This is a genomic window from Nocardiopsis sp. NPDC050513 (genome assembly GCF_044457925.1).
Taxonomy (GTDB): Bacteria; Actinomycetota; Actinomycetes; order Streptosporangiales; family Streptosporangiaceae; genus Nocardiopsis.
Map to the genome: position 1 here is coordinate 37,627 of NZ_JBITHK010000015.1, position 23,024 is coordinate 60,650.

Consider the following 23,024-nt stretch of genomic DNA (forward strand, 5'->3'; position numbering starts at 1 on the left):
CGCCGCGCGGGGGTCGGCACCGAAGGCCGTGTCGCGTAGTCTGCCACGAAGGAAACCGAGCGTGGCGGGGCCGCGTCGGTGCACACCGGCGCCCGGTGCGGGACACCGGGACGGTCCAGTTCGAGGGGGAGGATCGCGGCGATGGCGATGACCGGCGTGGTGAAGGATGAGTTGAGCCGTCTGGCCATTCTCAAGCCATGCTGCCGCAAGGCGGAGGTGTCCACCATCCTGCGGTTCACCGGTGGCCTGCACCTGGTGGGCGGGCGGATCGTGATCGAGGCCGAGCTCGACACCGGTGCCGCCGCCCGTCGTCTGCGCAAGGACATCTCCGAGGTCTTCGGGCACGAGTCCGAGGTGGTCGTGCTGTCCCCGAGCGGGCTGCGCAAGGGCAACCGGTACGTGGTGCGGGTGATCAAGGACGGCGAGTCCCTGGCCCGCCAGACCGGTCTGGTGGACAACAACGGCCGTCCGGTGCGCGGTCTGCCCCGGCACGTGGTGGCGGGCGGGGCCTGCGACGCCGAGTCGGCGTGGCGGGGCGCGTTCATCGCGCACGGTTCGCTGACCGAGCCGGGCCGGTCGATGTCGCTGGAGGTCACCTGCCCGGGTCCGGAGGCGGCGCTGGCGCTGGTCGGCGCGGCGCGGCGGCTCAAGGTGCACGCCAAGGCGCGTGAGGTGCGCGGTGTGGACCGGGTCGTGGTGCGTGACGGCGACTCCATCGGCGCGTTGTTGACACTGCTGGGAGCCCACCAGAGCGTGCTGGCGTGGGAGGAGCGGCGCATGCGCCGGGAGGTGCGCGCCACCGCCAACCGGCTGGCCAACTTCGACGACGCCAACCTGCGGCGCAGCGCCCGCGCGGCGGTGGCGGCCGGGGCGCGTGTGGAGCGGGCCCTGGAGATCCTGGGCGAGGACGCCCCCGAGCACCTGGTGGCCGCGGGAAAGCTGCGTCTGGCGCACAAGCAGGCGTCCCTGGAGGAGCTGGGGCAGCTGTCGGTGCCGCCCCTGACCAAGGACGCCATCGCCGGGCGGATCCGCAGGTTGCTCGCCATGGCCGACAAGCGGGCCGCCGACCTGGGCATCGAGGGCACCGAGGCGAACCTCACTCCGGACATGCTGGTGCCGTGACGGCGTCGCGGCGTGACGTCGGGTGACGGCCGTGTGAACGCGGGATCGCGGGAGAGGCCTGAGGTGTTCGGCTTTGTTAACTGCGGAAACACGCGGATAACTTCGGACAATGGTATAGACCTGTTCGCCCGTTGGTGCCAGTATGGTCGCGAATCCACGAGGGTCTGCGGGCCGTTGGACACGGCCCCCTCGCTGTGCTCCGTCGGCGCTCCGCTAGGCTCTCTGACAACACCTGGCGCGTGTTAACCCTGTTCAAGGCGGTTGCCCTGGTCTTCCTGCCTGGGTGAACGGTGTGGGGGCGAATGCGCGGGTGGAAATGATGTGCGACATATGAGGAGATTGGTTCCGTGACCATCCGTGTAGGCGTCAACGGCTTCGGTCGGATCGGCCGCAATTTCTGGCGCGCGGTCGCCGCTGGCGGCAGCGACATCGAAATCGTCGCGGTCAACGACCTCACCGACACCAAGACGCTCGCGCACCTGCTCAAGTACGACACCGTGCTCGGCACCCTCGACGGCGACGTCGAGGTGGGCGAGGACTTCATCCGCGTCGGCGACAAGACCATCAAGGTCCTGGCCGAGCGCGACCCGGCCCAGCTGCCCTGGTCCGACCTGAACGTGGACGTGGTCATCGAGTCCACCGGCCGCTTCACCAAGGCCGAGGACGCCGGCAAGCACATCACCGCGGGCGCCAAGAAGGTCATCATCTCCGCCCCGGCCAAGGGCGAGGACCTGACCGTCGTCATGGGCGTCAACGACGACAAGTACGACGCCGCCCAGCACAACGTCCTCTCCAACGCCTCGTGCACCACCAACTGTGTGGCGCCGATGGCCAAGGTCCTGATGGACAGCTTCGGCATCCAGCAGGGTCTGATGACCACGGTGCACGCCTACACCAACGACCAGGTCATCCTGGACTTCCCGCACTCGGACCTGCGCCGCGCCCGCGCCGCCGCGCAGAACATCATCCCGACCACGACCGGCGCCGCCAAGGCGACCGCCCTGGTCATCCCCGAGCTCCAGGGCAAGCTGGACGGCATGGCCATGCGCGTCCCGGTGCCGGACGGCTCGGTCACCGACCTGGTCGTCACCCTGGACCGCGAGGTCACCAAGGACGAGGTCAACGCCGCCTTCAAGGCCGCCGCCGAGGGTCCGCTCAAGGACGTCCTGGTCTACACCGAGGACCCGATCGTGTCCTCCGACATCGTCGGCACCTCGCCCTCCTGCACCTTCGACTCCAGCCTGACCATGGCGTTCGGCAACCAGGTCAAGGTGGTCGGCTGGTACGACAACGAGTGGGGCTACTCCAACCGCCTGGTCGACCTGGCCAAGCTGGTCGGTTCCAACCTGTAACCACCGGACGCCCTCGTCGCGCGTCAGCGCACGGCACCCCTTCGCACGCTGTGCGGGCGAGGGGGTGCCGTCATGACCCGGCGGTCCTCCCCACCCGACCCTCGCCCGGCGCGACGTCCGGGCTGATCAGACCACCGAGGAGACCAGCATGCGGACGATCGACGACCTCGACGTCTCCGGCAAGCGCGTGTTCGTCCGGGCCGACCTCAACGTGCCCCTGGACGGCGAGCGGATCACCGACGACGGCCGCATCCGCGCGGCCCTGCCCACCGTCCAGGCGCTCCGCGAGCGCGGCGCGCGCGTCATCGTCGCCGCCCACCTGGGCCGCCCCAAGGGCGCCCCGGACCCCCGCTTCTCCCTGCGCCCGGTCGCCGCGCGCCTGGGCGAACTGCTCGGAGCCGAGGTGGCCTTCGCCGCCGACACCGCGGGCGAGTCGGCCCGCGCCACCTGTGCGGACCTGGCCGACGGCCAGGTCGCGCTGCTGGAGAACGTGCGCTTCGAGCCGGGTGAGACCAGCAAGGACGACGCCGAGCGCGGCGAGCTCGCCGACCGCTTCGCCGCACTGGCCGACCTGTACGTCGGCGACGCCTTCGGCGCCGTGCACCGCAGGCACGCCAGCGTCTTCGACCTGCCGGGCAAGCTCCCGCACGCCGTCGGCGGCCTGGTGCTGACCGAGGTCGAGGTGCTGCGCAGGCTGACCGCCGACCCGGCGCGCCCCTACGTCGTGGCGCTCGGCGGCTCGAAGGTCTCCGACAAGCTCGGCGTCATCGACAACCTCCTCGGCACCGCCGACCGCCTGCTCATCGGCGGCGGCATGGTGTTCACCTTCCTCAAGGCCAAGGGCTACGAGGTCGGCTCCAGCCTGCTGGAGACCGACCAGCTCGACACCGTCCGGGGCTACCTCGAGCGGGCCGAGCGCGAGGGCGTGGAGATCGTCCTGCCCGTGGACGTCGTGGCCGCCGAGAAGTTCGCCGCCGACGCGCCGCACGCGGCCGTGGACGTCGAGGAGATCCCGGCCGACCGGATGGGCCTGGACATCGGCCCCCGGAGCCAGGAGCTGTTCGCGGCCAAGATCGCCGACACCCGCACGGTGTTCTGGAACGGGCCGATGGGCGTGTTCGAGATGGAGCCGTACGCGGGCGGCACGCGCGCGCTGGCGCAGGCGCTCGTCGACTCCGACGCCTTCACCGTGGTCGGCGGCGGCGACTCGGCCGCCGCCGTGCGCGCGCTCGGCTTCGACGAGTCGGCGTTCGGCCACATCTCCACCGGCGGCGGCGCCAGCCTGGAGTACCTGGAGGGCAAGGACCTGCCCGGCATCGACGCCCTCGCCTGAGGCGTCCACCCCCAATCCGGCGACCCCGGCGCGGCCCGACCGGCGCGCCGAACGACCATGACGGGAAGTGACCACATGTCCCAGCGCCTGCCGCTCATCGCGGGCAACTGGAAGATGAACAACAACCACCTGGAGGCCATCGCCCTCGTCCAGAAGCTGGCCTTCGCCCTGAACGACAAGGACTACGACAAGGTCGAGGTCGTCGTCCTGCCGCCGTTCACCGACCTGCGCAGCGTGCAGACGCTCGTCGACGGGGACAAGCTGCGGATCGGCTTCGGCGCGCAGGACATCTCCGAGCACGACAAGGGCGCCTACACGGGCGAGGTCTCCGGCGCGATGCTGGCCAAGCTGGAGTGCTCCTACGTGCTGGTCGGCCACTCCGAGCGCCGTGAGTACCACCACGAGGACGACGCCCTGGTCAACGCCAAGGTCAAAGCCGCCTACCGCCACGGCATCGTGCCGCTGCTGTGCGTGGGCGAGGGCCTGGAGGTGCGCAAGCAGGGCCGCCAGGTCGAGCACGTCCTGGCCCAGCTGGACGGAGCGCTCAAGGAGATCACCGCCGAGCAGGCCGCGAAGCTGGTCGTCGCCTACGAGCCGGTGTGGGCGATCGGCACCGGCGAGGTCGCCACCCCGGAGGACGCGCAGGAGGTGTGCTCGGCCATCCGCGTGCGCCTGGCCGAGCTGTACTCCCAGGAGGTCGCGGACGCGGTGCGCGTGCTCTACGGCGGTTCGGTCAAGGGCGACAACGCCCCCGGCATCATGGCCCAGGCCGACGTGGACGGGGCTCTGGTCGGCGGCGCCTGCCTGAAGGCCGACGAGTTCGTCACAGTGATCCGTTACGGCGACCGGTAGTCGCGCGGTGTCTCGCGGAGCCCCGTCCCAGGGGGCGGATTCGTCCGACTTCGGGGGACGGGGTGTCCGACGGGGGCTCTCGTCGGGCTAGACTTCGCTGAGGGGACCTGCGCGTATCGCGTGAGTCCCCTCCCGTGCCGCGCACGGCACGGTAAAATCCGAAATCGTCCCGGTCTCCTCCTTCCCTGATCCGACCGGTCGGCCAGGTGCCGCGGTGCCGTCGCCGGTACGGGTGGGAAACGGGGGCCGTGGTGTCCATCCCCCCGCTTCGGGGTCGAGCTACGGGTGAGCGTGTGACTCTCGGTCTGTCCATCTTCGTGATGGTTCTCAGTGTGCTGCTGATCTTCCTGGTGCTCCTGCACAAGGGCAAGGGCGGTGGTCTGTCCGACATGTTCGGCGGCGGGGTCACGTCCTCGCTCGGCGGCTCGTCGGTGGTCGAGCGCAACCTCGACCGCATGACGGTGGCCGTCGGCATCGTGTGGATCCTCTCCGTCGTCGTCCTCGGCATCCTGTACGGCCGGGCCTAGCAGGCGTCCCGAAGGCTTCCCCCGTCCACAGTCACGCTCGCCCGAGTGCCGGTGAGCGCGTTCGCCGAAGGAGTTATTCGTGGGTAGTGGCAGTGCCATCCGTGGCAGCCGAGTCGGAGCCGGCCCGATGGGCGAGGCGGAGCGCGGCGAGGCCGCCCCCCGGATCCGGGTTCCGTTCTACTGTGCGAACCTGCACGAGGTCGTGCCCAGCTTCGCGAGCGAGGCCGCCGTCCCCGACGAGTGGGACTGCCCGCGCTGCGGATTCCCCGCGGGCAAGGACAAGGCCAACCCCCCGTCGCCGCCGCGCACCGAGCCCTACAAGACGCACCTGGCCTACGTCAAGGAGCGGCGGAGCGAGGAAGAGGGCAAGCTCATCCTCGACGAGGCGCTCGCCAAGCTGCGCGCCGACCGCGCCGCGGTCGAGGCCCACATGAAGGCCTCCCAGAACTAGGCCGGTGTTCGTCCTGGTCCTCCGCTCCTCCGGTGGACCGTGTCCGGGCGGCCTGACGGCCGGGGGCGCAGCGTCCCCGCCCGCGCGTCGCCCTCCGCCGCTCTCCGGCGGCGCCTGATCGGCAGCCCCTGGAGGGGCGTTCCCGTCGCCATGACCCCGTCCGAGGGGCCCGTCGCCGCGGCGACGGGCCCCTCGGGGCGTTCGGGGCGGTCACGTCATCGTGGTGGGGACGGCGGCGGTGGCGTGGAATGACGATGCGATCACACCAGGTGCTGACAATTCCATCGTGGGATGGCACTGTCGGGCGCGGATGTGAAGGACTGGTGGACTTTCTCATTCCCGGGACTGGTGTGGTTACTGGGAATTACAGTGATCGCCACGCACCCCCGAAAGCCCCTCCTGAGGAGATGGTGTCGATGTCAGCGTGTCCGACCGGTGGCGACCACGACTGGATTCTCGGCGACGACCGCAAGTTCCAGTGCGCCAAGTGCGGAGCTCAGAGCGCGCGCAGGTTCTGAGCCCCCGGCCCGGGCTGCACCGTGCCCCGTGCGGCCAGTTCGCCCTTCTCCAGGGCGCGCCAGGTCACCGGTTCGCCCAGGGACTCGGCGACGCCCTTGGCCCAGCGTTCCAGGGGTGCGAACTGGTCCGGTCCGTCCACCAGCACGGTCCGCCCCTGGTAGGAGACTCCGTCCAGGGTGATGATCTCGCCGTTGGCCCGCAGTTCGGTGTCGAATTCGCGCGTGTTGCGTCTCATGGACGGGACTCTAGCCCGAGGGCGGTCCCCTCGCCCGGGCTTCGCGCGGATCGATCCCCCGCCGCGCGGGCGGTCCGGCGCACCGGGCACACGGGAGAGTTGGGAGAATGGGGCCATGGCTTCCCCCGAACCCTCCGACTCCGGCGCCGCCGTCCGGGGCGTGCCCTCGGACCTGACCCAGCCGCCCGCCGGGGTGTCGCACCTGCGCCGGTACGTCAGCCTGCGCGGCCCGCACGCCCGCATGTGGATGGCGGTCGCCTACTTCTCGGCGGCCCTGACCCTCGGCTTCCTCGTTGTGGTCGGGTCCCTGGTCTGGTCTCTGGTGTCGGGGGACCGCACGGTCGGTTCGGTCGTCCTGTGGGGCACGGCCGCCGTGGTGATGGCCTTCCTCGGCCCGGGCAGCAACGTCGTGGTGGTGCGCGGGCTGCCGCAGCGCATCACCCGGCAGGGGATCAGCGCGGACAGCGACGGGGTCACCGTCCTGCAGGAGCGCAAGTGGTGGTTCCCGGGCGAGGGAACGTTCGTCGCGTGGCCGGAGGTGCGGCGGATCCGCGAGGTGCACACGGGCGGGCGCCGGCTCACCTACTTCATCGAGTTCGTGCTCGACACCCACCGCACCGACCCCGAACTGCCCAGCTGGGCGGAGACCGCCGAGAGCCTGGGGCTGGAGGAGGTCGACGCGCCCACGCAGTTCTACGTGCAGGTGCCCGAGGACGTCAAGGAACGCATCCTGCGGATGATCGAGCGGACGGCGCCGCTGCCGTCGATCGTGGAGCGCAGCGAACCGCTACGGTGACGCGCGCCCGTCCAGCCGCCGGGTGAGGTCGGCCGCCGCGTCGCGCACGCGCGCGGCCAGGGCCTGGGGCGTGACCGGCCGGGCGCTGGGCACGGTCAGGCTGATCGCGGCGGCGGGTCGGCCGTTGTGGTCGGTGGCGGCGGCCGCGACGGACACGAACCCCTCGGTGACCTGGCCGTTCTCCATCGACCATCCCTGCCTGGACTCGTCGGCGAGCACGCGGCGCAGTGCGGTGGGCGTGCTGGGGCCCCGGCCCGTGCGGTCGGTGAAGGCAGCGGCGTCCGGGTAGAGGGCGCGGACCTGGGCGCGGGGGAGCAGGGCGAGCATGGCCCGGCCCGAGGCGGTCAGGTGGGCGGGCAGGCGCACGCCGACGCCGGTGATGAGGGTGGGCGCGTGCGGGGGCTGCTCCTTGAGCAGGTACAGGGTGTCCGAGCCGTGCAGGATGCCCAGGTGGGCGGTGGCGCCGGTGGCCTCGGTCAGCTGGTTCAGCAGGGGGCGCGCGAGCCGTTCGAGCCCCTCGTGGCGCAGGTAGGCCGAGCCGATCTCGAACGCGGCCACGCCCAGCCCCCAGCGCCGTTCCTCCGGCAGGTGGGTGACGAACCCCTCCTCGGCCATGGCCTCCAGCAGTTGGTAGACGCTGGAGCGCGGGAGCCCGAGTTCGGCGGCGACGGTCGACGCCGACACGGGGCCGGGCCGCGACGCCAGGAAGCGCAGCAGCCGCAGCGCGCGCGTGGCCGCCGGAACGAGAGTCATATCCCGATTGTCCCATCCGACCGAGGTGACAGAGAAGAAATTTGGGCGCTGTTTTGGCGCTACCCATCGCTGTCTTCAGCGAAAGAATTGAGCCAAGTTGCGCTACCATGGCGCCATGGCAGCTATTCAGGTCAAGGACGTTCCGGACGAGGTCAGAGACATCCTGGCGGCGGAGGCCAAACGATCGGGGCAGTCGCTTCAGGCGTATGTGCTCTCGGTCCTGGAGCGCGAGGCGCGTTTCGCCCGTAACCGGGAGATCGCCGAACAGACGCCTCTGCCGGGGGCCAATCTGAGCATGGATGAGATCGTCGCGGCAGTGCGAGCCGCTCGCGGCGACGAGGTGTCAGGCGGCGATGGGGAGAGCGGTGCCGCGTGATCGTCGTCGACACGTCCGTGCTGATCGACCTCTATCTCGGGGCACCGGGGCGGAGCACCACCGTGGCGCGAAGGGTGCTAAGAGCAGATTGTGAGTGGTACGCGCCAAGCCATCAGCCTGTGGAGTTCCTCAACTCGCTGCGTGGGCTCATACTTGGCAAGAAGGTGACCACCGGGGATGCGGAGGCGGCGCGCAAGCTCTACGGCTTGCAGGCGATCGCGCACGTGGACCTGGTCGGCGGAGTGGCGGACCGGATCTGGGATCTGCGGTCCAACTTGACGTCCTACGACGCGGCCTACGTCGCGGTGGCGGAGGCGCTCGACTGCGCACTCGTGACGGGGGATGCTCGGCTGGCCGCGGCGCCGGGCCTGAGGTGCGAGGTGCGGGTCATCCGGTAGCGAACGGGTGGTGGGTCAGCCCAGTTTTGTCTGAAATGTCAGACAGAAACCGTGGGTCACCCCTTCACCAGCGGGCTCACCAGCGCTGCAATGGGGGTATGACCACAGCAGTTCCTTCCGTCACCGTCGGCGGCGCCCCGCTCACCCCGGCCCAGGTTCTGGCCGTCGCGCGCGGGGGCGCCCGCGTCACGCTCTCCGAGGAGGCCCTCAAGGCCGTCCGGCACGGCCGCGAGCGGGTCGAGTCGCTCGCCCGCGGCGAGGTCCCCGCCTACGGGGTCAGCACCGGCTTCGGCGCCCTGGCCACCCGCCACATCGCCCCCGACCTGCGCGCCCGTCTCCAACGCTCCCTCATCCGCTCCCACGCTGCCGGGACCGGGCCCGAGGTCGAGCGCGAGGTCGTCCGCGCGCTCATGCTGCTGCGGCTGCGCACCCTGGCCTCCGGCAACACCGGGGTGGAGGTCGCCACCGTCGAGACCCTGGCCGCCATGCTCAACGCCGGGATCACCCCCGTCGTCCACGAGTACGGCAGCCTCGGCTGCTCCGGAGACCTGGCGCCGCTGTCCCACGTGGCGCTCGCCCTCATGGGGGAGGGCGAGGTCCACGACGGCTCCGGGGCCAGGCTCCCCGCCTACACGGCCCTGCACGAGGCGGGCCTGAGCCCCGTCGAGCTGGGCGCCAAGGAGGGGCTGGCCCTCATCAACGGGACGGACGGCATGCTCGGCATGCTCGTGCTGGCCTGCGAGGACCTCGGTCGGCTGCTCAAGGTCGCCGACGTCACCGCCGCGATGAGCGTGGAGGCCCTGCTGGGCACCGACCGGGTGTTCACCGAGGAGCTGCAGCGCCTGCGCCCGCACCCGGGCCAGGCCGCCTCGGCGTCCAACATCCGCGCGATGCTCGCCGACTCGCCGATCGTCGCCTCCCACCGCGGCCCCGAGTGCAACCGCGTCCAGGACGCCTACTCACTGCGCTGCGCCCCCCAGGTCGCCGGGGCCGCCCGCGACACGCTCGACCACGCGCTCCTGGTCGCCCGGCGCGAGCTCGACAGCGTCATCGACAACCCGGTCGTCCTCGACGACGGCCGCGTGGAGTCCAACGGCAACTTCCACGGCGCGCCCGTCGCCTACGTGCTGGACTTCCTGGCCATCGCGGTGGCCGACACCGCCTCCATCGCCGAGCGCCGCACCGACCGCATGCTCGACGTCGCCCGCTCCCACGGCCTGCCCGCCTTCCTCGCCGACGACCCCGGCGTCGACTCCGGGCACATGATCGCCCAGTACACCCAGGCCGCGATCGTCTCGGAGCTCAAGCGCCTGGCCGCGCCCGCCAGCGTCGACTCCATCCCCAGCTCCGCCATGCAGGAGGACCACGTGTCCATGGGGTGGTCGGCCGCGCGCAAACTCCGCCGCGCCGTGGACGGCCTGACCAGCGTGCTCGCCGTCGAGCTGCTCACCGCCGCCCGCGCCCTGGACCTGCGCTCGCCGCTGGAGCCCGGACCCGCCACCGGCGCCGTCCTGCGCGCCGTCCGCGAGCGCGTGTCCGGCCCCGGCCCCGACCGCCACCTGGCGCCCGAGATCGCCGCCGTCGCCGCGCTGGTCGCCGACGGCACCGTCGTCGCCGCCGCCGAATCCGTCACCGCGCTCGCCTGAGACCCCGAGGAGACCCATGAGCACCCCGCGCACCGTCCGCGCCGCCCGCGGCACCGCCCTGTCCGCCAAGGGCTGGCAGCAGGAGGCCGCCCTGCGCATGTTCCACAACAACCTCGACCCCGAGGTGGCCGAGCACCCCGAGGACCTGGTGGTCTACGGCGGCACCGGCAAGGCCGCGCGCGACTGGCGCAGCTTCGACCGCATCACCGCGTCCCTGCGGGACCTGGAGGGCGACGAGACCCTGCTCGTGCAGTCCGGGCGACCGGTCGGCGTCATGCGCACCCACGAGTGGGCGCCCCGCGTCCTGATCGCCAACAGCAACCTGGTCGGCGACTGGGCGAACTGGCCGGAGTTCCGCCGCCTGGAGGCCCAGGGCCTGACCATGTACGGGCAGATGACCGCCGGTTCGTGGATCTACATCGGCACCCAGGGCATCCTCCAGGGCACCTACGAGACCTTCGCCGCGGTCGCCGCCCGGCGCTTCGGGGGGTCGCTGGCCGGAACCATCACGCTCACCGCGGGCCTCGGCGGGATGGGCGGCGCCCAGCCGCTGGCCGTGACGATGAACGGCGGCGTGGCGATCGTGGTCGAGTGCGACTCCAGCCGGATCGACCGCCGTCTCGAACACCGCTACCTGGACGTGCGCGCCGACGACCTCGCCCACGCCCTGCGGCTGGCCGTCCGGGCCCGCGACGAGCGCCGCGCCCTGTCCATCGGCGTCCTGGGCAACGCCGCCGAGGCGCTGCCCGCGCTGCTGGCCCAGGGCGCCCCGATCGACGTGGTCACCGACCAGACCTCGGCGCACGACCCGCTGGCCTACCTGCCGGTCGGCGTGGCCTTCGAGGACTGGCGCGACCTGGCCGCAGCCAAGCCCGAGGAGTTCACGTTCAGGGCCCGCGCGTCGATGGCCGCGCACGTGGAGGCCATGGTGGGCTTCATGGACGCCGGAGCCGAGGTCTTCGACTACGGCAACTCCATCCGCGACGAGGCGCGCACGGGCGGCTTCACCCGTGCGTTCGACTTCCCCGGGTTCGTCCCGGCCTACATCCGGCCGCTGTTCTGCGAGGGCAGGGGCCCGTTCCGGTGGGCCGCCCTGTCCGGCGACCCCGCCGACATCGCCCGCACCGACGAGGCGGTCCTCGACCTGTTCCCCGACAACGACCACCTGACGCGGTGGATCCGCATGGCGCGCGAACGCGTCGCCTTCCAGGGTCTGCCCGCGCGGATCTGCTGGCTCGGCCAGGGGGAGCGGGCCGCCGCCGGGGCGCGCTTCAACGACCTCGTCGCCTCTGGCGCCGTCTCCGCGCCGCTGGCCATCGGCCGCGACCACCTGGACACCGGTTCGGTCGCCTCCCCCTACCGCGAGACGGAGGGGATGAAGGACGGCTCCGACGCCATCGCCGACTGGCCGCTGCTCAACGCCCTGGTCAACACGTCCTCAGGCGCCTCGTGGGTGTCGATCCACCACGGCGGCGGCGTGGGCATGGGCCGCTCCCTGCACGCGGGCCAGGTCAGCGTCGCCGACGGCACCGAGCTGGCCGCGGCCAAGCTCGACCGGGTCCTGACCAACGACCCCGCCATGGGCGTGATCCGGCACGTGGACGCCGGATACGAGGACGCCGCGCGGGTGGCGGCCGAGCACGGCATCCGCGTCCCCATGGCCGAGGGGGAGTGACCGTGTCCTTCGACCGTCTGTGGGCCGACCTGGCCCCGGTCGGGCGCGACGCCGACAGCGGCGGCTACCGCCGGTACACCTGGGAGGGCGCCGACACCGACGCCCGCGCCTGGTTCACCGGGGAGGCCGCGGCACGCGGACTCGACGTGCGCACCGACCGCAACGGCAACCTGTGGGCCTGGTGGGGGACGCCCGGCCCCGGAGCGGTCGCCACCGGCTCCCACCTGGACTCGGTGCCGGACGGCGGGGCCTTCGACGGCCCGCTCGGGGTGGCCAGCGCCCTGGCCGCGGTCGACGAGCTGCGCTCCCGCGGGGTGCGCCCCGACCGCCCGCTCGCCCTGGTGGTGTTCGTGGAGGAGGAGGGCGGCCGGTTCGGCGTCCCCTGCCTGGGCAGCCGCCTGACCACCGGGGAGATCGCGCCCGGACGCGCCCGCGGGCTGACCGACGCCGCCGGGGTCACCTGGGCCGAGGCGATGGCCGGGGCCGGGCACGACCCGGACGGCATCGGCCCGGATCCGGACGCGCTCGCCCTGCTGGACGTGTTCGTCGAACTGCACGTGGAGCAGGGCCGAGCACTGGAGGACACCGACCACGCGGTGGGCGTGGCCAGCGCGATCTGGCCGCACGGCCGGTGGCGGATGGACTTCACCGGCCGCGCGGACCACGCCGGGACCACCCGACTGGCCGACCGCAACGACCCCATGCTGCCCTTCGCGCACGCCGTCCTGGCCGCCCGCGCCCTGGCCGAGGAGCACGGCGCGCGCGCCACCGTGGCCAGGACGGTGATCGTGCCGAACGGCACCAACGCCATCCCGTCCCTGGTCAACGCCTGGCTGGACGCCCGCGCCGACTCCGAGGCCGCGCTCACGGCCGTGGTCGAGGGCGTGCGCGCCCGGGCCGAGGCCGCCGCGCGCGAGCACGGCGTCGGCTACGCGATGGCGGCCGAGTCGCTCACTCCGCCGGTGCCGTTCGCGCACGGGCTGCGCGACCGTCTGGCGGCCGTCGTCGGCACCCGGGCCCCCGATCCCCGCGTGCCGGTCCTCCCCACCGGCGCCGGACACGACGCCGGGGTGCTCGCCGCGCACGTGCCCACCGCGATGCTCTACGTGCGCAATCCCACCGGGGTGTCGCACTCGCCGGAGGAGTGGGCGCGCCCCGACGACTGCCACGCCGGGGTGCTCGCCCTGGCCGACGTGCTCCAGGACCTGCTCGCCCGACCCGTGGGGGAGGTGGCGCCGTGACCGCGCCCGTGACCGGCCGCCACTGGTGCGAGTGGGCCTGGCTCGGCGGAGACGCCCCCACCCGCGGCGTGCTGCTGGATGTGGCCGACGGACGGTTCGCCTCGGTGGCGGAGGCCGCCGTGCCGCCCGAGGGCGCCGAGGTCCTGTCCGGTCTCACCCTGCCGGGTCTGGCCAACGCCCACTCGCACGCCTTCCACCGGGCCCTGCGCGGCCGCACCCACGCGGACGGCGGCTCGTTCTGGACCTGGCGCGAGGGGATGTACCGCGTCGCCGAACGCCTGGACCCGGACTCCTACCTGCGCCTGGCGCGGGCGGTCTACGCGGAGATGGCCCTGGCCGGGGTGACGTGCGTGGGCGAGTTCCACTACCTGCACCACGCCGCGGGCGGCGCGCGCTACGCCGACCCGAACGCGATGGGCCACGCCCTGGTCGAGGCGGCGGCGCAGGCCGGGGTGCGGATCACGCTGCTCGACGTGTGCTACCTGTCCGGGGGGCTGGACGAGCACGGGTCGCACCCGCCGCTCACCGGCCCCCAGCGCCGGTTCGGCGACGGCGACGTGGCCGGGTGGGCCGACCGCGTCGCCGCCTTCACCCCGGAGGGGGAGCACGCCCGGGTCGGCGCGGCGGCGCACTCCGTGCGCGCGGTCCCCGCCGAGGACCTGCCCGGCGTGGCCGCCTTCGCCGACGCGCACCGGATGCCCCTGCACGTCCACGTGTCGGAGCAGCCGGCGGAGAACGCCGCCTGCCTGGCCGCGTACGGACGCACCCCCACCCGGGTGCTCGCCGACGCCGGGGCCCTGTCCGACCGCACCACGCTGGTGCACGCCACCCACCTGACCGACGCCGACGTGGCCGCGGTCCGCGGCGCGGGGGCGACCGTGTGCCTGTGCCCGACGACCGAGCGGGACCTGGCCGACGGTCTGCCCCGCACCGGCGACCTCGCGCCGGACCGGCTGAGTCTGGGCACGGACCAGCACGCGCAGACGGACCTGTTCGCCGAGGCGCGCGGCGTCGAACTGCACGAGCGCCTGCGCACCCACCGGCGCGGCACCCTGGGCGGCGGCGCGCTGCTGCGCGCGGCCTCCACGCACGGCCACCGCTCGCTCGGCTGGGCGGGCGGCCCGGAGCGGGGCGGGGCGGACGCCGGTGAGCTGCGGGCGGGGGCCAGGGCCGACCTGGTCAACGTGCCCCTGGACGGCGTCCGGCTGGCCGGGGCCGATCCCGCCCGGGCCACGGACGCGGTGGTCTTCGCGGCGACCGCCGCCGACGTGCGCCACGTGATGGCCGACGGGCGCTGGACCGTCCGCGACGGCGTGCACACCCGCCTGCCCGACGCCGCACACGACCTCGACACGGTGATCAAGGAGCTGCACACATGACCGACACGCCCCGCGCGGTCCTCGTCGACGCCATCGCCACCCTGGTCACCAACGATCCCGGGCTCGGGCACGGGCAGGTCGGCGAGATCCCCGACGCCGCCCTGGTGATCGAGGACGGTCGCGTGGCCTGGGCCGGGCCGCGCGACCGGGCCCCCGCGGCCGACGCCCGGGTCGACGCCGCCGGGCGCTGCGTCCTGCCCGGCTTCGTCGACAGCCACTCGCACATCGTGTTCGCGGGCGACCGGAGCCGGGAGTTCGCCGCGCGCATGAGCGGGAGACCGTACTCGGCGGGCGGCATCCGCACGACCGTCGCCGCCACCCGGGCGGCCGGCGACGCCGAACTCCTGGCCAACGCCCGGCGCCTGGTCCGCGAGGCGCACGCGCAGGGCACCACCACCCTGGAGGTCAAGTCCGGGTACGGGCTCACCGTCGCCGACGAGGAACGCGCCCTGGCCGTGGCCGCCCGGGTCACCGAGGAGGTCACCTTCCTCGGCGCGCACGTGGTCCCTCCCGAGTACGCGGACGATCCGCAGGGCTACGTCGACCTGGTGACGGGGCCCATGCTGGAGGCGTGCGCGCCGCACGCGCGGTGGGTGGACGTGTTCTGCGAGCGCGGCGCCTTCGACGAGGAGGCCTCGCGCCGGGTGCTCGCCGCCGGTGTCGGGCGCGGGCTGCTGCCCCGCGTGCACGGCAACCAGCTCGGGGAGGGGCCGGGCGTGCGGCTCGCGGTCGAGACGCGCGCCGCCTCCGTCGACCACTGCACGTACCTGACCGCCGAGGACGTCGACGCCCTCGCCCAGGCGGCCCGGCGGCCCGAACCGACCGTGGCCACGCTGCTGCCGGGCGTCGACTTCTCCACCCGCCAGCCCTACCCCGACGCACGCGCGCTCATCGACGCCGGAGCCCTGGTCGCCCTGGCCAGCGACTGCAACCCGGGGTCGTGCTTCACCTCCAGCCTGGCCTTCTGCGTCGCCGTCGCCGTCCGCGACATGGGGATGACGCCGGACGAGGCGGTGTGGGCGGCGACCGCGGGCGGCGCCCGGGCCCTGCGCCGCACGGACGTGGGCCACCTGGCGCCGGGCGCGCGCGCCGACCTCACGCTCCTGGAGGCGCCCAACCACCTGTACCTGGCCTACCGGCCGGGGGTCCCGCAGGTCGCGGCGGTGTGGAAGGACGGCGAGCTGGTCGCCGGACGCCCCTGACCGGCGCCGATCCGTTCCGAGCCGGTACCGGACGTCCCTCGATGACGCCGTATCACGCGGTCCGGCGAGATCGCCGACGGAACTCAACGGTCGGCTAACGTCCCCGAAACGTGCGTCGCCCACCGTGGACACCACGTCGGTGCGCGTCCCGTCGTCGCGGTCCAGAGTCGTACCGCGGCGACGGGAGCAACCACCCCCTGGAGGACACTGTGGGCCTGTGGAGGATCAGGACGGCGGTCGAGGACCGCCCCGGCGGGCTCGCGGAGGTCGTCGGCGCCTTCGCGCGGCACGGAGGCAACATCGTCGGCCTGTCCCTGCACACCGACGTGGCGGGCGTGGTCGACGAGTTCGTCGTGGACGTGCCGGGCAACCACGCGCGGGCGGTGCGCGCGGTCGCGGAGCTCAGTCCGTCCGGTACGGTGACGGCCGTTCCCGCCCACAGGCGCGAGGTCGGGGACGACGTCACCCGGGCCCTTCTGCTCACCGCGCGGTTGCGGGCCCACCCCAACCGGTTGCCCGAGGCGCTCGCGGAACTCCTGCTGGCCGACGACGCCCGGTGGACCAACCTCACCCGGGCGGACGAGGTCGCGGACGCCGACGCGGGCACGGCCATGCTGGTCCCGGTCGGCCCCCTGCGCGGGGTGCTGGTCCGCCGCGCCTCCCACCCGTTCACCTGGACCGAGTCGAGCCGGGCGGACGCCCTGGTGCGTTCGGTGATGCCGTCGACGGGTCCGGTGCCCACGGACCGGATCGTGCGCACCGGTGAGGGCGTGGCGCTGTCCCTGCGCCAGGTGCGCGAGAGCGACGCGCCCGCCCTGAGCGACCTGCACCGCCGCTGCTCGGAGGAGACGGTGCGCAACCGGTACTTCACGGGCATGAGCGAGCTGAGCCCGCGGATGCTGCGTGTGTTCTGCGACCCCGAACGCGGGCTGACCCTGGCGGTGCGCCCGCGCGGGCGGGAGGAGCCGGTGGCGCTCGGGCACCTGATGTACACCCTGGACCCGGGTGTGGGCGAGATCGCCTTCCTGGTGGAGGACGCCTGGCAGGGGCGCGGTGTGGGTACCGCGGTGGCCCGGGCGCTGACGGTGGTGGCCGCCGACTGGGGCCTGGCCGAGGTGCGGGCGGAGACCAGCCTGGCCAACACGGGGATGCTGAGGATCATGCGGCGACTGGGCGCGTCGGTGCGGCCGCAGGGCGGCACGTACGTGCACGCCCGCCTGCCGGTCGCTGAGGCGGTGCAGGCGGGCGTGGGCGGTGAGGCGCGCCGCGGCGGTCAGGTGGCGAGGCTGATGGGCCAGGCCTGAGCCGCGACGAGACGCGGGGGTCGGCGGTCACTGGGGGTGTCGCCGACCCCCGCTCGTGGGTGCTGCGCCGGAGGCGTCCGTTGAGGGGGCCCGCCCCGCCGCGAAGCGGTCCTCGGGCGGTGGCGGGCGACGGGTGGGTGGTGCTGCGCCGGAGGCGTCCGTTGAGGGGGCCCGCCCCGCCGCGAAGCGGTCCTCGGGCGGTGGCGGGCGACGGGTGGGCCTAGTCTGCGTCCGACTCGCTGTCCGCGGCCGCGTCGGCGGAGCCGTCGTCGGCGGGGGCCGAAGCGGACGTCTTCTTGGAAACGCGGCGCTTCTTCACCGGACGGGAGTAGTCGACGAGGGGCTCGTAGCGGGACTCGTGCTCCTTGGCGCACTCGTCACAGGCGTCGACCTCGCGGACGGCGCCCTCCCAGGCGAACTGGATGACCTCAGTCGCCTCGACCTTCTCCTCGCGGACGGCGTGGGGATCGCAGTACTTGCGCGTGAAGACCTCGGTGACCACGGCGGGGATTTCCCTTCGGTATCGCGTGAATAGTCCGGACCCCGTAATCATACACGTGTACGAACGCGGAAAGCCGATGAGCGGCGGATTCCGTGTCGGGTTCGGGGTCGCCCCGAAGCCTAGCGAAGACCGGACACCGTCCGCGCCCGCGCGCGGCGCGTCGGCGCTGGAAGGGCGGGGCGTGCCGGTGCCGTGCGGCCGGGTCGGGGACCCCCGGTCGTGGTTTGGTACGCACTGGTGGATTCCACGGCGCTTCGTCCGGTTCGTGTGATCGGTGCGCGGAATGCGCGTCAACCGATTTGTGCGTTTGGTGAACGCGGCGGCGTTCTCCTGGCTATCGTAATTCCCACTTCACGACACGTCGGCGCGCACGCGCGGCGGTGGAGGAGGAATCGGTATCGCGCCCTCATGGCGCGCGCCGGTGACGGCGGATGCCGTGGGGGAGCGGAATCCGGGGGAGAAACGCAGGGGGAGGGCTGTGGTCGAGTATATGGAGGGCGCCTTCGGTAGGCGTGTCGACGGGCGGAGGGAGCCGTTCCGTCCACGGGGTCCCAGGTCGGCGGCGGCGCGCAGGCGCGCGCGGGCCGACGTGGCGCGCGCGTGCGAACGGATGTCAGTGGACCCGGGTTTCGTGAAACTGCGAAGGAGATTCGCACTCCAGGCGATCGTTCTGGTGTCCGGATTCCTCCTCAGTTACCTCACCTATCTGCTGTTCACCGCCTATGCCAGGGAATTCATGGCCAGGCCGGTGTTCGCCCCGGTCAACGTCGCCCTCGTCATGGGAATCGGCCAGTTCCTGGTGGTCTTCGCGCTCTCCTGGGCCTTCGGCCGTTTCTCGGCCCGCGCGATCGATCCGCTGGCCGAACGGATCCGCGAGCGGGTCCGCGAGGAGGAGACCGTGAGCGGGCGGGTGATCCGGTGATGACCGCCTCGTCCGGCGTCCTCCGAGAGCCCGTGGGCGGTGCCGTCACGGGGGACGGCACCGCCCACGCGGCCTCCGCCGACGCCACCGGCCTCGCCGGCCAGTTCGGCGCCGCGCACGCCTGGACGCTCGTCCTGTGCGCCGTGTTCGTCCTCGTCACGTTGGCCGTCACCGTGCGGGCCCGCCGGACCACGCACGGCGCGGTCGACTACTACGCCGGTGGCCGCGCCTTCTCCAGCACCCAGAACGGCCTGGCGCTGACCGGGGACTACCTGTCGGCCGCGTCCTTCCTGGGCATCGCCGGGATGATCGCGCTGAGGGGCTACGACGGTTTCCTGTACTCCGTCGGCTTCCTGGTGGCGTGGCTGCTGGTGCTGCCGATGGCCCAACTGATGCGCAACACCGGCCGCTTCACCATGGCCGACCTGCCCGCGTTCCGTATGCGCAGGATGCGGGTGCGCCTGGCGTGCACCGTCTCCACCGTCACCGTGTGCGTGTTCTACCTGGTCGCGCAGATGGTCGGGGCGGGCGCTCTGGTGGCGGTCCTGCTCGGACTGCACGAGGGCGGCACGTTCCTGGGCGTGGGCCCGGGCCAGGCCCGGTCGGGGGCGATCGTGCTCGTGGGCGTCCTGATGATCGTCTACGTCATGTACGGGGGGATGAAGGCCGCCACCTGGCTGCAGATCATCAAGGCGGTCGTGCTGCTGGGCGCCACCGGACTGCTCACCGTGCTGGTCATGGCGCAGTTCTCCTTCGATCCCCGCGCCCTGCTGACGGAGGCGGCCCGGGCCAGCGGCCACGGTCAGGCGTTCCTCGAACCGGGGCTGCGCTGGGGGGTGGAGGTGCCCGGTGACCCGGTGCGGACGATGTTCAACAAGCTCGACCTCATCAGCCTGGGGCTGGCGCTGGTCCTGGGCACGGTCGCCCTGCCGCACATCCTCATCCGCTTCTACACCGTGCCGGACGGCCGTGCGGCACGCACCTCGGTCAACCGCGCCATCGTCATGGTGGGGGCGTTCTACCTGATGACCCTGGCGCTGGGCTTCGGCGCGGCGGCCCTGGTGGGGACCGACCGCATCCTGGAACTCGATCCGTCGGGCAACAGCGCGGTGCCGATGCTCGCCGAGCAGCTGGGGCGGCTGACGGCCGGGCCGGTGGGCGCGGCGGTGCTGCTCGCGCTGATCTCCGCGGTGGCGCTGGCCACGATCCTGGCGGTGATCGCCAGCCTGACCCTGGCCTCCTCGTCCTCCATCGCACACGACCTGTTCGGGCACATCCTCATGTGGGGACGGCCGCGCGAGTCGCAGGAGGTGGGGGTGGCCCGCTTCTCGGCGTGCGCGGTCGGCGGGCTGGCCATCGTCCTGGCGATCCGGGCGCAGGAGCTCAACGTGGCCTTCCTCGTCGGGTTGGCGTTCGCCATCGCCGCCGCCGCCAACCTCCCCGTCATCGTGCTCACCCTGTTCTGGCGGCGGTTCAACACCCGCGGCGTGGAGTGGGGCATCTACGGCGGGCTCTCGTGCACGCTGCTGCTCATGCTGGTCTCCCCGGTGATGTCGGGCAAGACGCACCCGGTCACCGGGGAGAACCTGTCGCTGCTGCCCGCCTGGATCGACATCCAGCTCATCCCGATGGAGAACCCGGCGCTGTTCGCGGTGCCGGTCGGGTTCCTGTGCGCGGTGGTCGGGAGTCTGCTCTCGGACGAGCGCGACACCTCGCGCTACACCGAGCTGCGCGTCCGCTCGCTCACCGGCTGGGGCACCGAGTCCTCCTCCTGAGGGCGGGGCCGGGGCGGAGCGGGCACACCGGACCCGCGCGGTCACGCCCGCCGGGCGACGACGAGCGTGACCGCGCGGCCGGGCGTGGGGACGGCCGTCACGCCCCGGTACCCGGCCGCGGCGAGCCGCCGCTCCACCTCCTTCGGCGGCCACGGGGCGACCCCGGAGCGCGCCATGCGCCACCGGAGCACGGCCTCGCGGGTGCCGCCGTCGCCGTCCGGGCCGACGGCTGTCGCACTGACCAGCCACGCCCCGGGGCGCAGGGCGGCGTGGACCCGGGGCAGCGCCGCGTCGGCCGCGTCGGGAGAGAGCACGGACAGCGGCAGCCAGGCCAGGTCGAAGACGTCGTCGGAGGTCAGGTCGGCGACGTCGAGGAGGCGCAGGTCGACCCGGTCGCGCACCCCGCGCTCGGCCAGGTGGTCCTCGGCCAGCCGCAGCGCGCGCGGATCGGTGTCGAGGCCGACGGCGCGGGAACCGGGAACGCGGTCCAGGACCGTGGCCGCCACCGCGCCGATCCCCGTGCCCACGTCCAGGACGCTGAGCCCCGCAGTCCGGAGCACCGGGGCGAATCCGGGGACGCTCGCGGCCAGCAGGTCCAGGAACGACCCCACGCGCGCCCCCGAGGCCACCCCCTCGGCCACGAAGGCGGCGTCGTCCTCGGGCGGCGCCGGCCGGTCCTCGATCGCGTCCGCGGCCTGGCGCAGCTGACGGGCCACCCGGCGGGCGAAGGCCGACGGGTCGGACTGGCGGTCCAGGGCCGCGCGGTGGGCCGGAAGCAGGCGCCATCCGTCCGGGCCGCGCTCGGCCAGACCCGCGTGCGCCAGCAGCGCGCCGTGTTCGTCGGACAGCGCCGCGCCGTCCGGGCAGCCGTCGCCTGCCGCCGACGCGAGCGCGGCCAGGATCCAGACACCGTCGGTCAGTTCCTCGACACGTCGTGCGAGGTCGGTTGGGGTGTTCACCATGGCGCGAGTCTGTCACTCTCCGACACGTCCGCGCATCCGCCCAGGTCGGGCGAGGTGGATGCGGAAAACGTGAAAGGCGACATCGGACCATGGTAGGAATTCCTGTCCGCCAGGTGGTGACAAAGGCTTTGACCGTGGGATAGGAAGGCCTGAGCACGGAGCTGATTCGTGCTTGGTAAACCACCGTGAGAGAGGAATCGTCATGGCTTGCGCGGGATATGACTGGGCCGCTCCCCTGGAGCCCACCGAGGACATTACGATGGCCGTCGAGGAACTCGACGAGGCCGTCGCGGAATAGCCGTGCCGCGTTCCGTGTGGATCCCCGCGGCCGGGCGGGAGGGCGTCTCGCGTCCCCTTCCCGGCCGCGGGGCCGTGGACCGGCCCGGCTCGCCCGAACGCGAGCTGTCCCTGGAGGAGGCCGAGGCCCAGGTCGGCGCGGACACCCGCGCGCTGGGCTGGCGGGCGCGGTACCGGGTGCTCGACGACCGGGACCCGACGGCCGTGCAGTGCGGTCTGTGGCGCGCCGACGGCACCGAGGTCCCCTTCGGACTGGGCGCGGGCAAGGGTGCGGGCGGCGCCGCGAGGGTCGGCGCCCGGTTCGAGGCCCTGGAACACGCCTTCACCGGCCCCACCGTTCTCGACTCCCTGCCCCTGCGGCTGGTCGGGGCCGCCGACCTGCGCGGGGGTCCGTTCGCGGCCGACCGCGCCGTGCGCGACGTGGCCGGCCAGGACGGCGCCCGGGTGGCGTGCGTGCGCTACGCGGCGCTCGACGGCGGCCCCGAAGCGGACGTGCCCCTGTACCTGTGGGCGCCCTGGTATCCCGGGTCGGACGCCGAGACGACCGCCCTGCGGCACGGCCTCGGCGACACCGCCGACTACCGCGCCGCGCTGTCCTACAGCGTCAACTCCGGGTGCGCGATCGGCGCCACCCGGGACGAGGCGCTGCTGCACGCGCTCAACGAGTGGGTCGAGCGCGACGCGTTCTCCCTGTTCCTGCTGCGGTCGGTCTACGGTCGCGGTCCCATGCCCGCGAGGGTGCCGGAGGCGGCGCTGCCCGGACGGTTGCGCGACCAGCTCGACCGTGCCCGTGCCCTGGTCAGCGGGCCGGTCGCCCTGCTCGACCTCACCACCGACCTGGGCGTTCCCGTGGTCATGGCGTACGCGCCCGCGTCGGGCGGCCCGGAGGCCGCGCACCGGTACGGGCTCGGCGCGTCGCTGTGGGGGGAGCTGGCCGCGGAGCGCGCGGTGACCGAGTTCGTGCAGGGCGAGCTGCTCGCCCGGGTGGTGGCCGAGCAGTCGGCGTCGGGGGACTCCTCGGCGCCGTTCGCCCGCCTGGTCGCCGACCACGACACCGGACCGGCCGTGCGCGCCCGGCTCGCGGGCCATCCCCGGTTGCTGGCCTGCGCGACGCTCGACGTCGCCGACCGGCTCGGCACGGCGCCCGAGGGCGCGCCCGCGCCGGACCTCGTGCCGCCCGGGACCGGCGTCGCGGCGCAGCGGGAGGCCGTGGTGGCGCGGATCGCCGCGGCGGGCCACCGCGTGGTGGCGCACACGCTCGCGGAACTGGCGCACGGGACCACCGTCGTCCAGGTCCAGTGCCCCGGGCTGGAGCGCTTCCACCTCGTCACCCAGGGCCACCTGGCGCTGCCCGGGGCGCGCGGCCGCCGCGGGCACGTCGGAACGCGGTGAACGCCGTGTTTTC

The 23,024-nt window shown here is 73.3% G+C and carries 22 protein-coding genes; 18 read left to right on the forward strand and 4 right to left on the reverse strand.

Annotated features, from left to right (window positions below; translation table 11 throughout):
* The first annotated feature begins 141 nt into the window (after positions 1-141).
* The 6 genes from whiA to ACIBFB_RS23090 all read left to right on the forward strand — a co-directional run bounded on the left by whiA (position 142) and on the right by ACIBFB_RS23090 (position 5,637).
* Complete coding sequence (gene whiA, locus ACIBFB_RS23065; RefSeq protein WP_075924862.1) at positions 142-1,122, forward strand: DNA-binding protein WhiA; 981 nt, start codon at positions 142-144, stop codon at positions 1,120-1,122.
* Positions 1,123-1,469: 347 nt separating this feature from the next.
* The gene (gap, locus tag ACIBFB_RS23070) at positions 1,470-2,474 is read left to right on the forward strand and encodes a type I glyceraldehyde-3-phosphate dehydrogenase (protein ID WP_397233415.1); all 1,005 of its coding nucleotides are present in this window, start codon (positions 1,470-1,472) and stop codon (positions 2,472-2,474) included.
* Between the two features lie 148 nt (positions 2,475-2,622).
* Positions 2,623-3,807, forward strand: a complete 1,185-nt coding sequence (locus ACIBFB_RS23075) for a phosphoglycerate kinase (RefSeq protein ID WP_397233418.1) — start codon at positions 2,623-2,625, stop codon at positions 3,805-3,807.
* A gap of 75 nt (positions 3,808-3,882) precedes the next feature.
* On the forward strand, positions 3,883-4,659 hold the full coding sequence (tpiA, locus tag ACIBFB_RS23080; protein ID WP_397233420.1) for a triose-phosphate isomerase: 777 nt from the start codon (positions 3,883-3,885) through the stop codon (positions 4,657-4,659).
* A gap of 293 nt (positions 4,660-4,952) precedes the next feature.
* Positions 4,953-5,186, forward strand: coding sequence for a preprotein translocase subunit SecG (secG, locus tag ACIBFB_RS23085; RefSeq protein ID WP_075924865.1), 234 nt, complete (start codon positions 4,953-4,955; stop codon positions 5,184-5,186).
* 79 nt (positions 5,187-5,265) lie between these two features.
* Positions 5,266-5,637: an RNA polymerase-binding protein RbpA gene (locus tag ACIBFB_RS23090; protein ID WP_017606310.1), complete on the forward strand. Its 372-nt coding sequence runs from the start codon at positions 5,266-5,268 to the stop codon at positions 5,635-5,637.
* A gap of 496 nt (positions 5,638-6,133) precedes the next feature.
* Here the strand turns inward: ACIBFB_RS23090 and ACIBFB_RS23095 are convergent, their stop codons facing one another.
* The gene (locus tag ACIBFB_RS23095) at positions 6,134-6,391 is read right to left on the reverse strand and encodes a hypothetical protein (RefSeq protein WP_397233423.1); all 258 of its coding nucleotides are present in this window, start codon (positions 6,389-6,391) and stop codon (positions 6,134-6,136) included.
* A gap of 115 nt (positions 6,392-6,506) precedes the next feature.
* On the opposite strand from ACIBFB_RS23095, the gene ACIBFB_RS23100 reads away from it, so the two are divergent.
* Positions 6,507-7,187 (forward strand): hypothetical protein, encoded by a 681-nt coding sequence (locus ACIBFB_RS23100; RefSeq protein ID WP_397233425.1) that lies wholly within the window; start codon positions 6,507-6,509, stop codon positions 7,185-7,187.
* Here ACIBFB_RS23100 and ACIBFB_RS23105 read toward each other — a convergent pair.
* Positions 7,179-7,940, reverse strand: a complete 762-nt coding sequence (locus ACIBFB_RS23105) for an IclR family transcriptional regulator (RefSeq protein ID WP_397233427.1) — start codon at positions 7,938-7,940, stop codon at positions 7,179-7,181. The genes ACIBFB_RS23100 and ACIBFB_RS23105 overlap by 9 nt on opposite strands.
* Positions 7,941-8,055: 115 nt before the next feature.
* On the opposite strand from ACIBFB_RS23105, the gene ACIBFB_RS23110 reads away from it, so the two are divergent.
* From ACIBFB_RS23110 to ACIBFB_RS23145, 8 genes are all read left to right on the forward strand, one after another.
* Positions 8,056-8,316, forward strand: a complete 261-nt coding sequence (locus tag ACIBFB_RS23110; protein ID WP_397233429.1) for a FitA-like ribbon-helix-helix domain-containing protein — start codon at positions 8,056-8,058, stop codon at positions 8,314-8,316.
* Positions 8,313-8,714: a type II toxin-antitoxin system VapC family toxin gene (locus tag ACIBFB_RS23115; RefSeq protein ID WP_397233431.1), complete on the forward strand. Its 402-nt coding sequence runs from the start codon at positions 8,313-8,315 to the stop codon at positions 8,712-8,714. The genes ACIBFB_RS23110 and ACIBFB_RS23115 overlap by 4 nt, the downstream gene beginning before the upstream one ends.
* A 98-nt stretch (positions 8,715-8,812) precedes the next feature.
* Positions 8,813-10,360, forward strand: coding sequence for a histidine ammonia-lyase (gene hutH, locus ACIBFB_RS23120; RefSeq protein WP_397233433.1), 1,548 nt, complete (start codon positions 8,813-8,815; stop codon positions 10,358-10,360).
* A gap of 16 nt (positions 10,361-10,376) precedes the next feature.
* Positions 10,377-12,035: a urocanate hydratase gene (hutU, locus tag ACIBFB_RS23125; protein ID WP_397233435.1), complete on the forward strand. Its 1,659-nt coding sequence runs from the start codon at positions 10,377-10,379 to the stop codon at positions 12,033-12,035.
* Positions 12,036-12,037: 2 nt separating this feature from the next.
* Positions 12,038-13,276: an allantoate amidohydrolase gene (locus ACIBFB_RS23130; RefSeq protein ID WP_397233437.1), complete on the forward strand. Its 1,239-nt coding sequence runs from the start codon at positions 12,038-12,040 to the stop codon at positions 13,274-13,276.
* Entirely contained in the window at positions 13,273-14,655 is a 1,383-nt protein-coding gene (locus tag ACIBFB_RS23135) for a formimidoylglutamate deiminase (RefSeq protein WP_397233439.1), read from the forward strand. Before ACIBFB_RS23130 ends, ACIBFB_RS23135 begins: the two co-directional genes overlap by 4 nt.
* Positions 14,652-15,857, forward strand: coding sequence for an imidazolonepropionase (hutI, locus tag ACIBFB_RS23140; protein ID WP_397233441.1), 1,206 nt, complete (start codon positions 14,652-14,654; stop codon positions 15,855-15,857). The genes ACIBFB_RS23135 and hutI overlap by 4 nt, the downstream gene beginning before the upstream one ends.
* Positions 15,858-16,066: 209 nt before the next feature.
* Positions 16,067-17,161 carry a GNAT family N-acetyltransferase gene (locus ACIBFB_RS23145; RefSeq protein WP_397233443.1) on the forward strand — a complete coding sequence of 365 codons (1,095 nt, stop codon included), beginning with the start codon at positions 16,067-16,069 and terminating at the stop codon, positions 17,159-17,161.
* A gap of 220 nt (positions 17,162-17,381) precedes the next feature.
* Here ACIBFB_RS23145 and ACIBFB_RS23150 read toward each other — a convergent pair whose 3' ends face one another.
* A complete protein-coding gene (locus ACIBFB_RS23150) occupies positions 17,382-17,663 on the reverse strand; it encodes a hypothetical protein (protein WP_397233445.1) in 282 nt (93 codons plus the stop codon).
* Between the two features lie 631 nt (positions 17,664-18,294).
* Between ACIBFB_RS23150 and ACIBFB_RS23155 the strand changes: the two genes are divergently transcribed.
* Both ACIBFB_RS23155 and ACIBFB_RS23160 read left to right on the forward strand, forming a co-directional pair.
* Positions 18,295-18,585, forward strand: a complete 291-nt coding sequence (locus tag ACIBFB_RS23155) for a DUF485 domain-containing protein (RefSeq protein ID WP_397233447.1) — start codon at positions 18,295-18,297, stop codon at positions 18,583-18,585.
* On the forward strand, positions 18,585-20,360 hold the full coding sequence (locus ACIBFB_RS23160) for a cation acetate symporter (RefSeq protein ID WP_397233449.1): 1,776 nt from the start codon (positions 18,585-18,587) through the stop codon (positions 20,358-20,360). Before ACIBFB_RS23155 ends, ACIBFB_RS23160 begins: the two co-directional genes overlap by 1 nt.
* A 41-nt stretch (positions 20,361-20,401) precedes the next feature.
* Here the strand turns inward: ACIBFB_RS23160 and ACIBFB_RS23165 are convergent, their stop codons facing one another.
* Entirely contained in the window at positions 20,402-21,322 is a 921-nt protein-coding gene (locus tag ACIBFB_RS23165; RefSeq protein WP_397233451.1) for an SAM-dependent methyltransferase, read from the reverse strand.
* A gap of 300 nt (positions 21,323-21,622) precedes the next feature.
* Here ACIBFB_RS23165 and ACIBFB_RS23170 point away from each other — a divergent pair, with 300 nt between their 5' ends.
* Positions 21,623-23,011: a YcaO-like family protein gene (locus ACIBFB_RS23170; protein WP_397233453.1), complete on the forward strand. Its 1,389-nt coding sequence runs from the start codon at positions 21,623-21,625 to the stop codon at positions 23,009-23,011.
* Positions 23,012-23,024 lie beyond the last annotated feature (13 nt).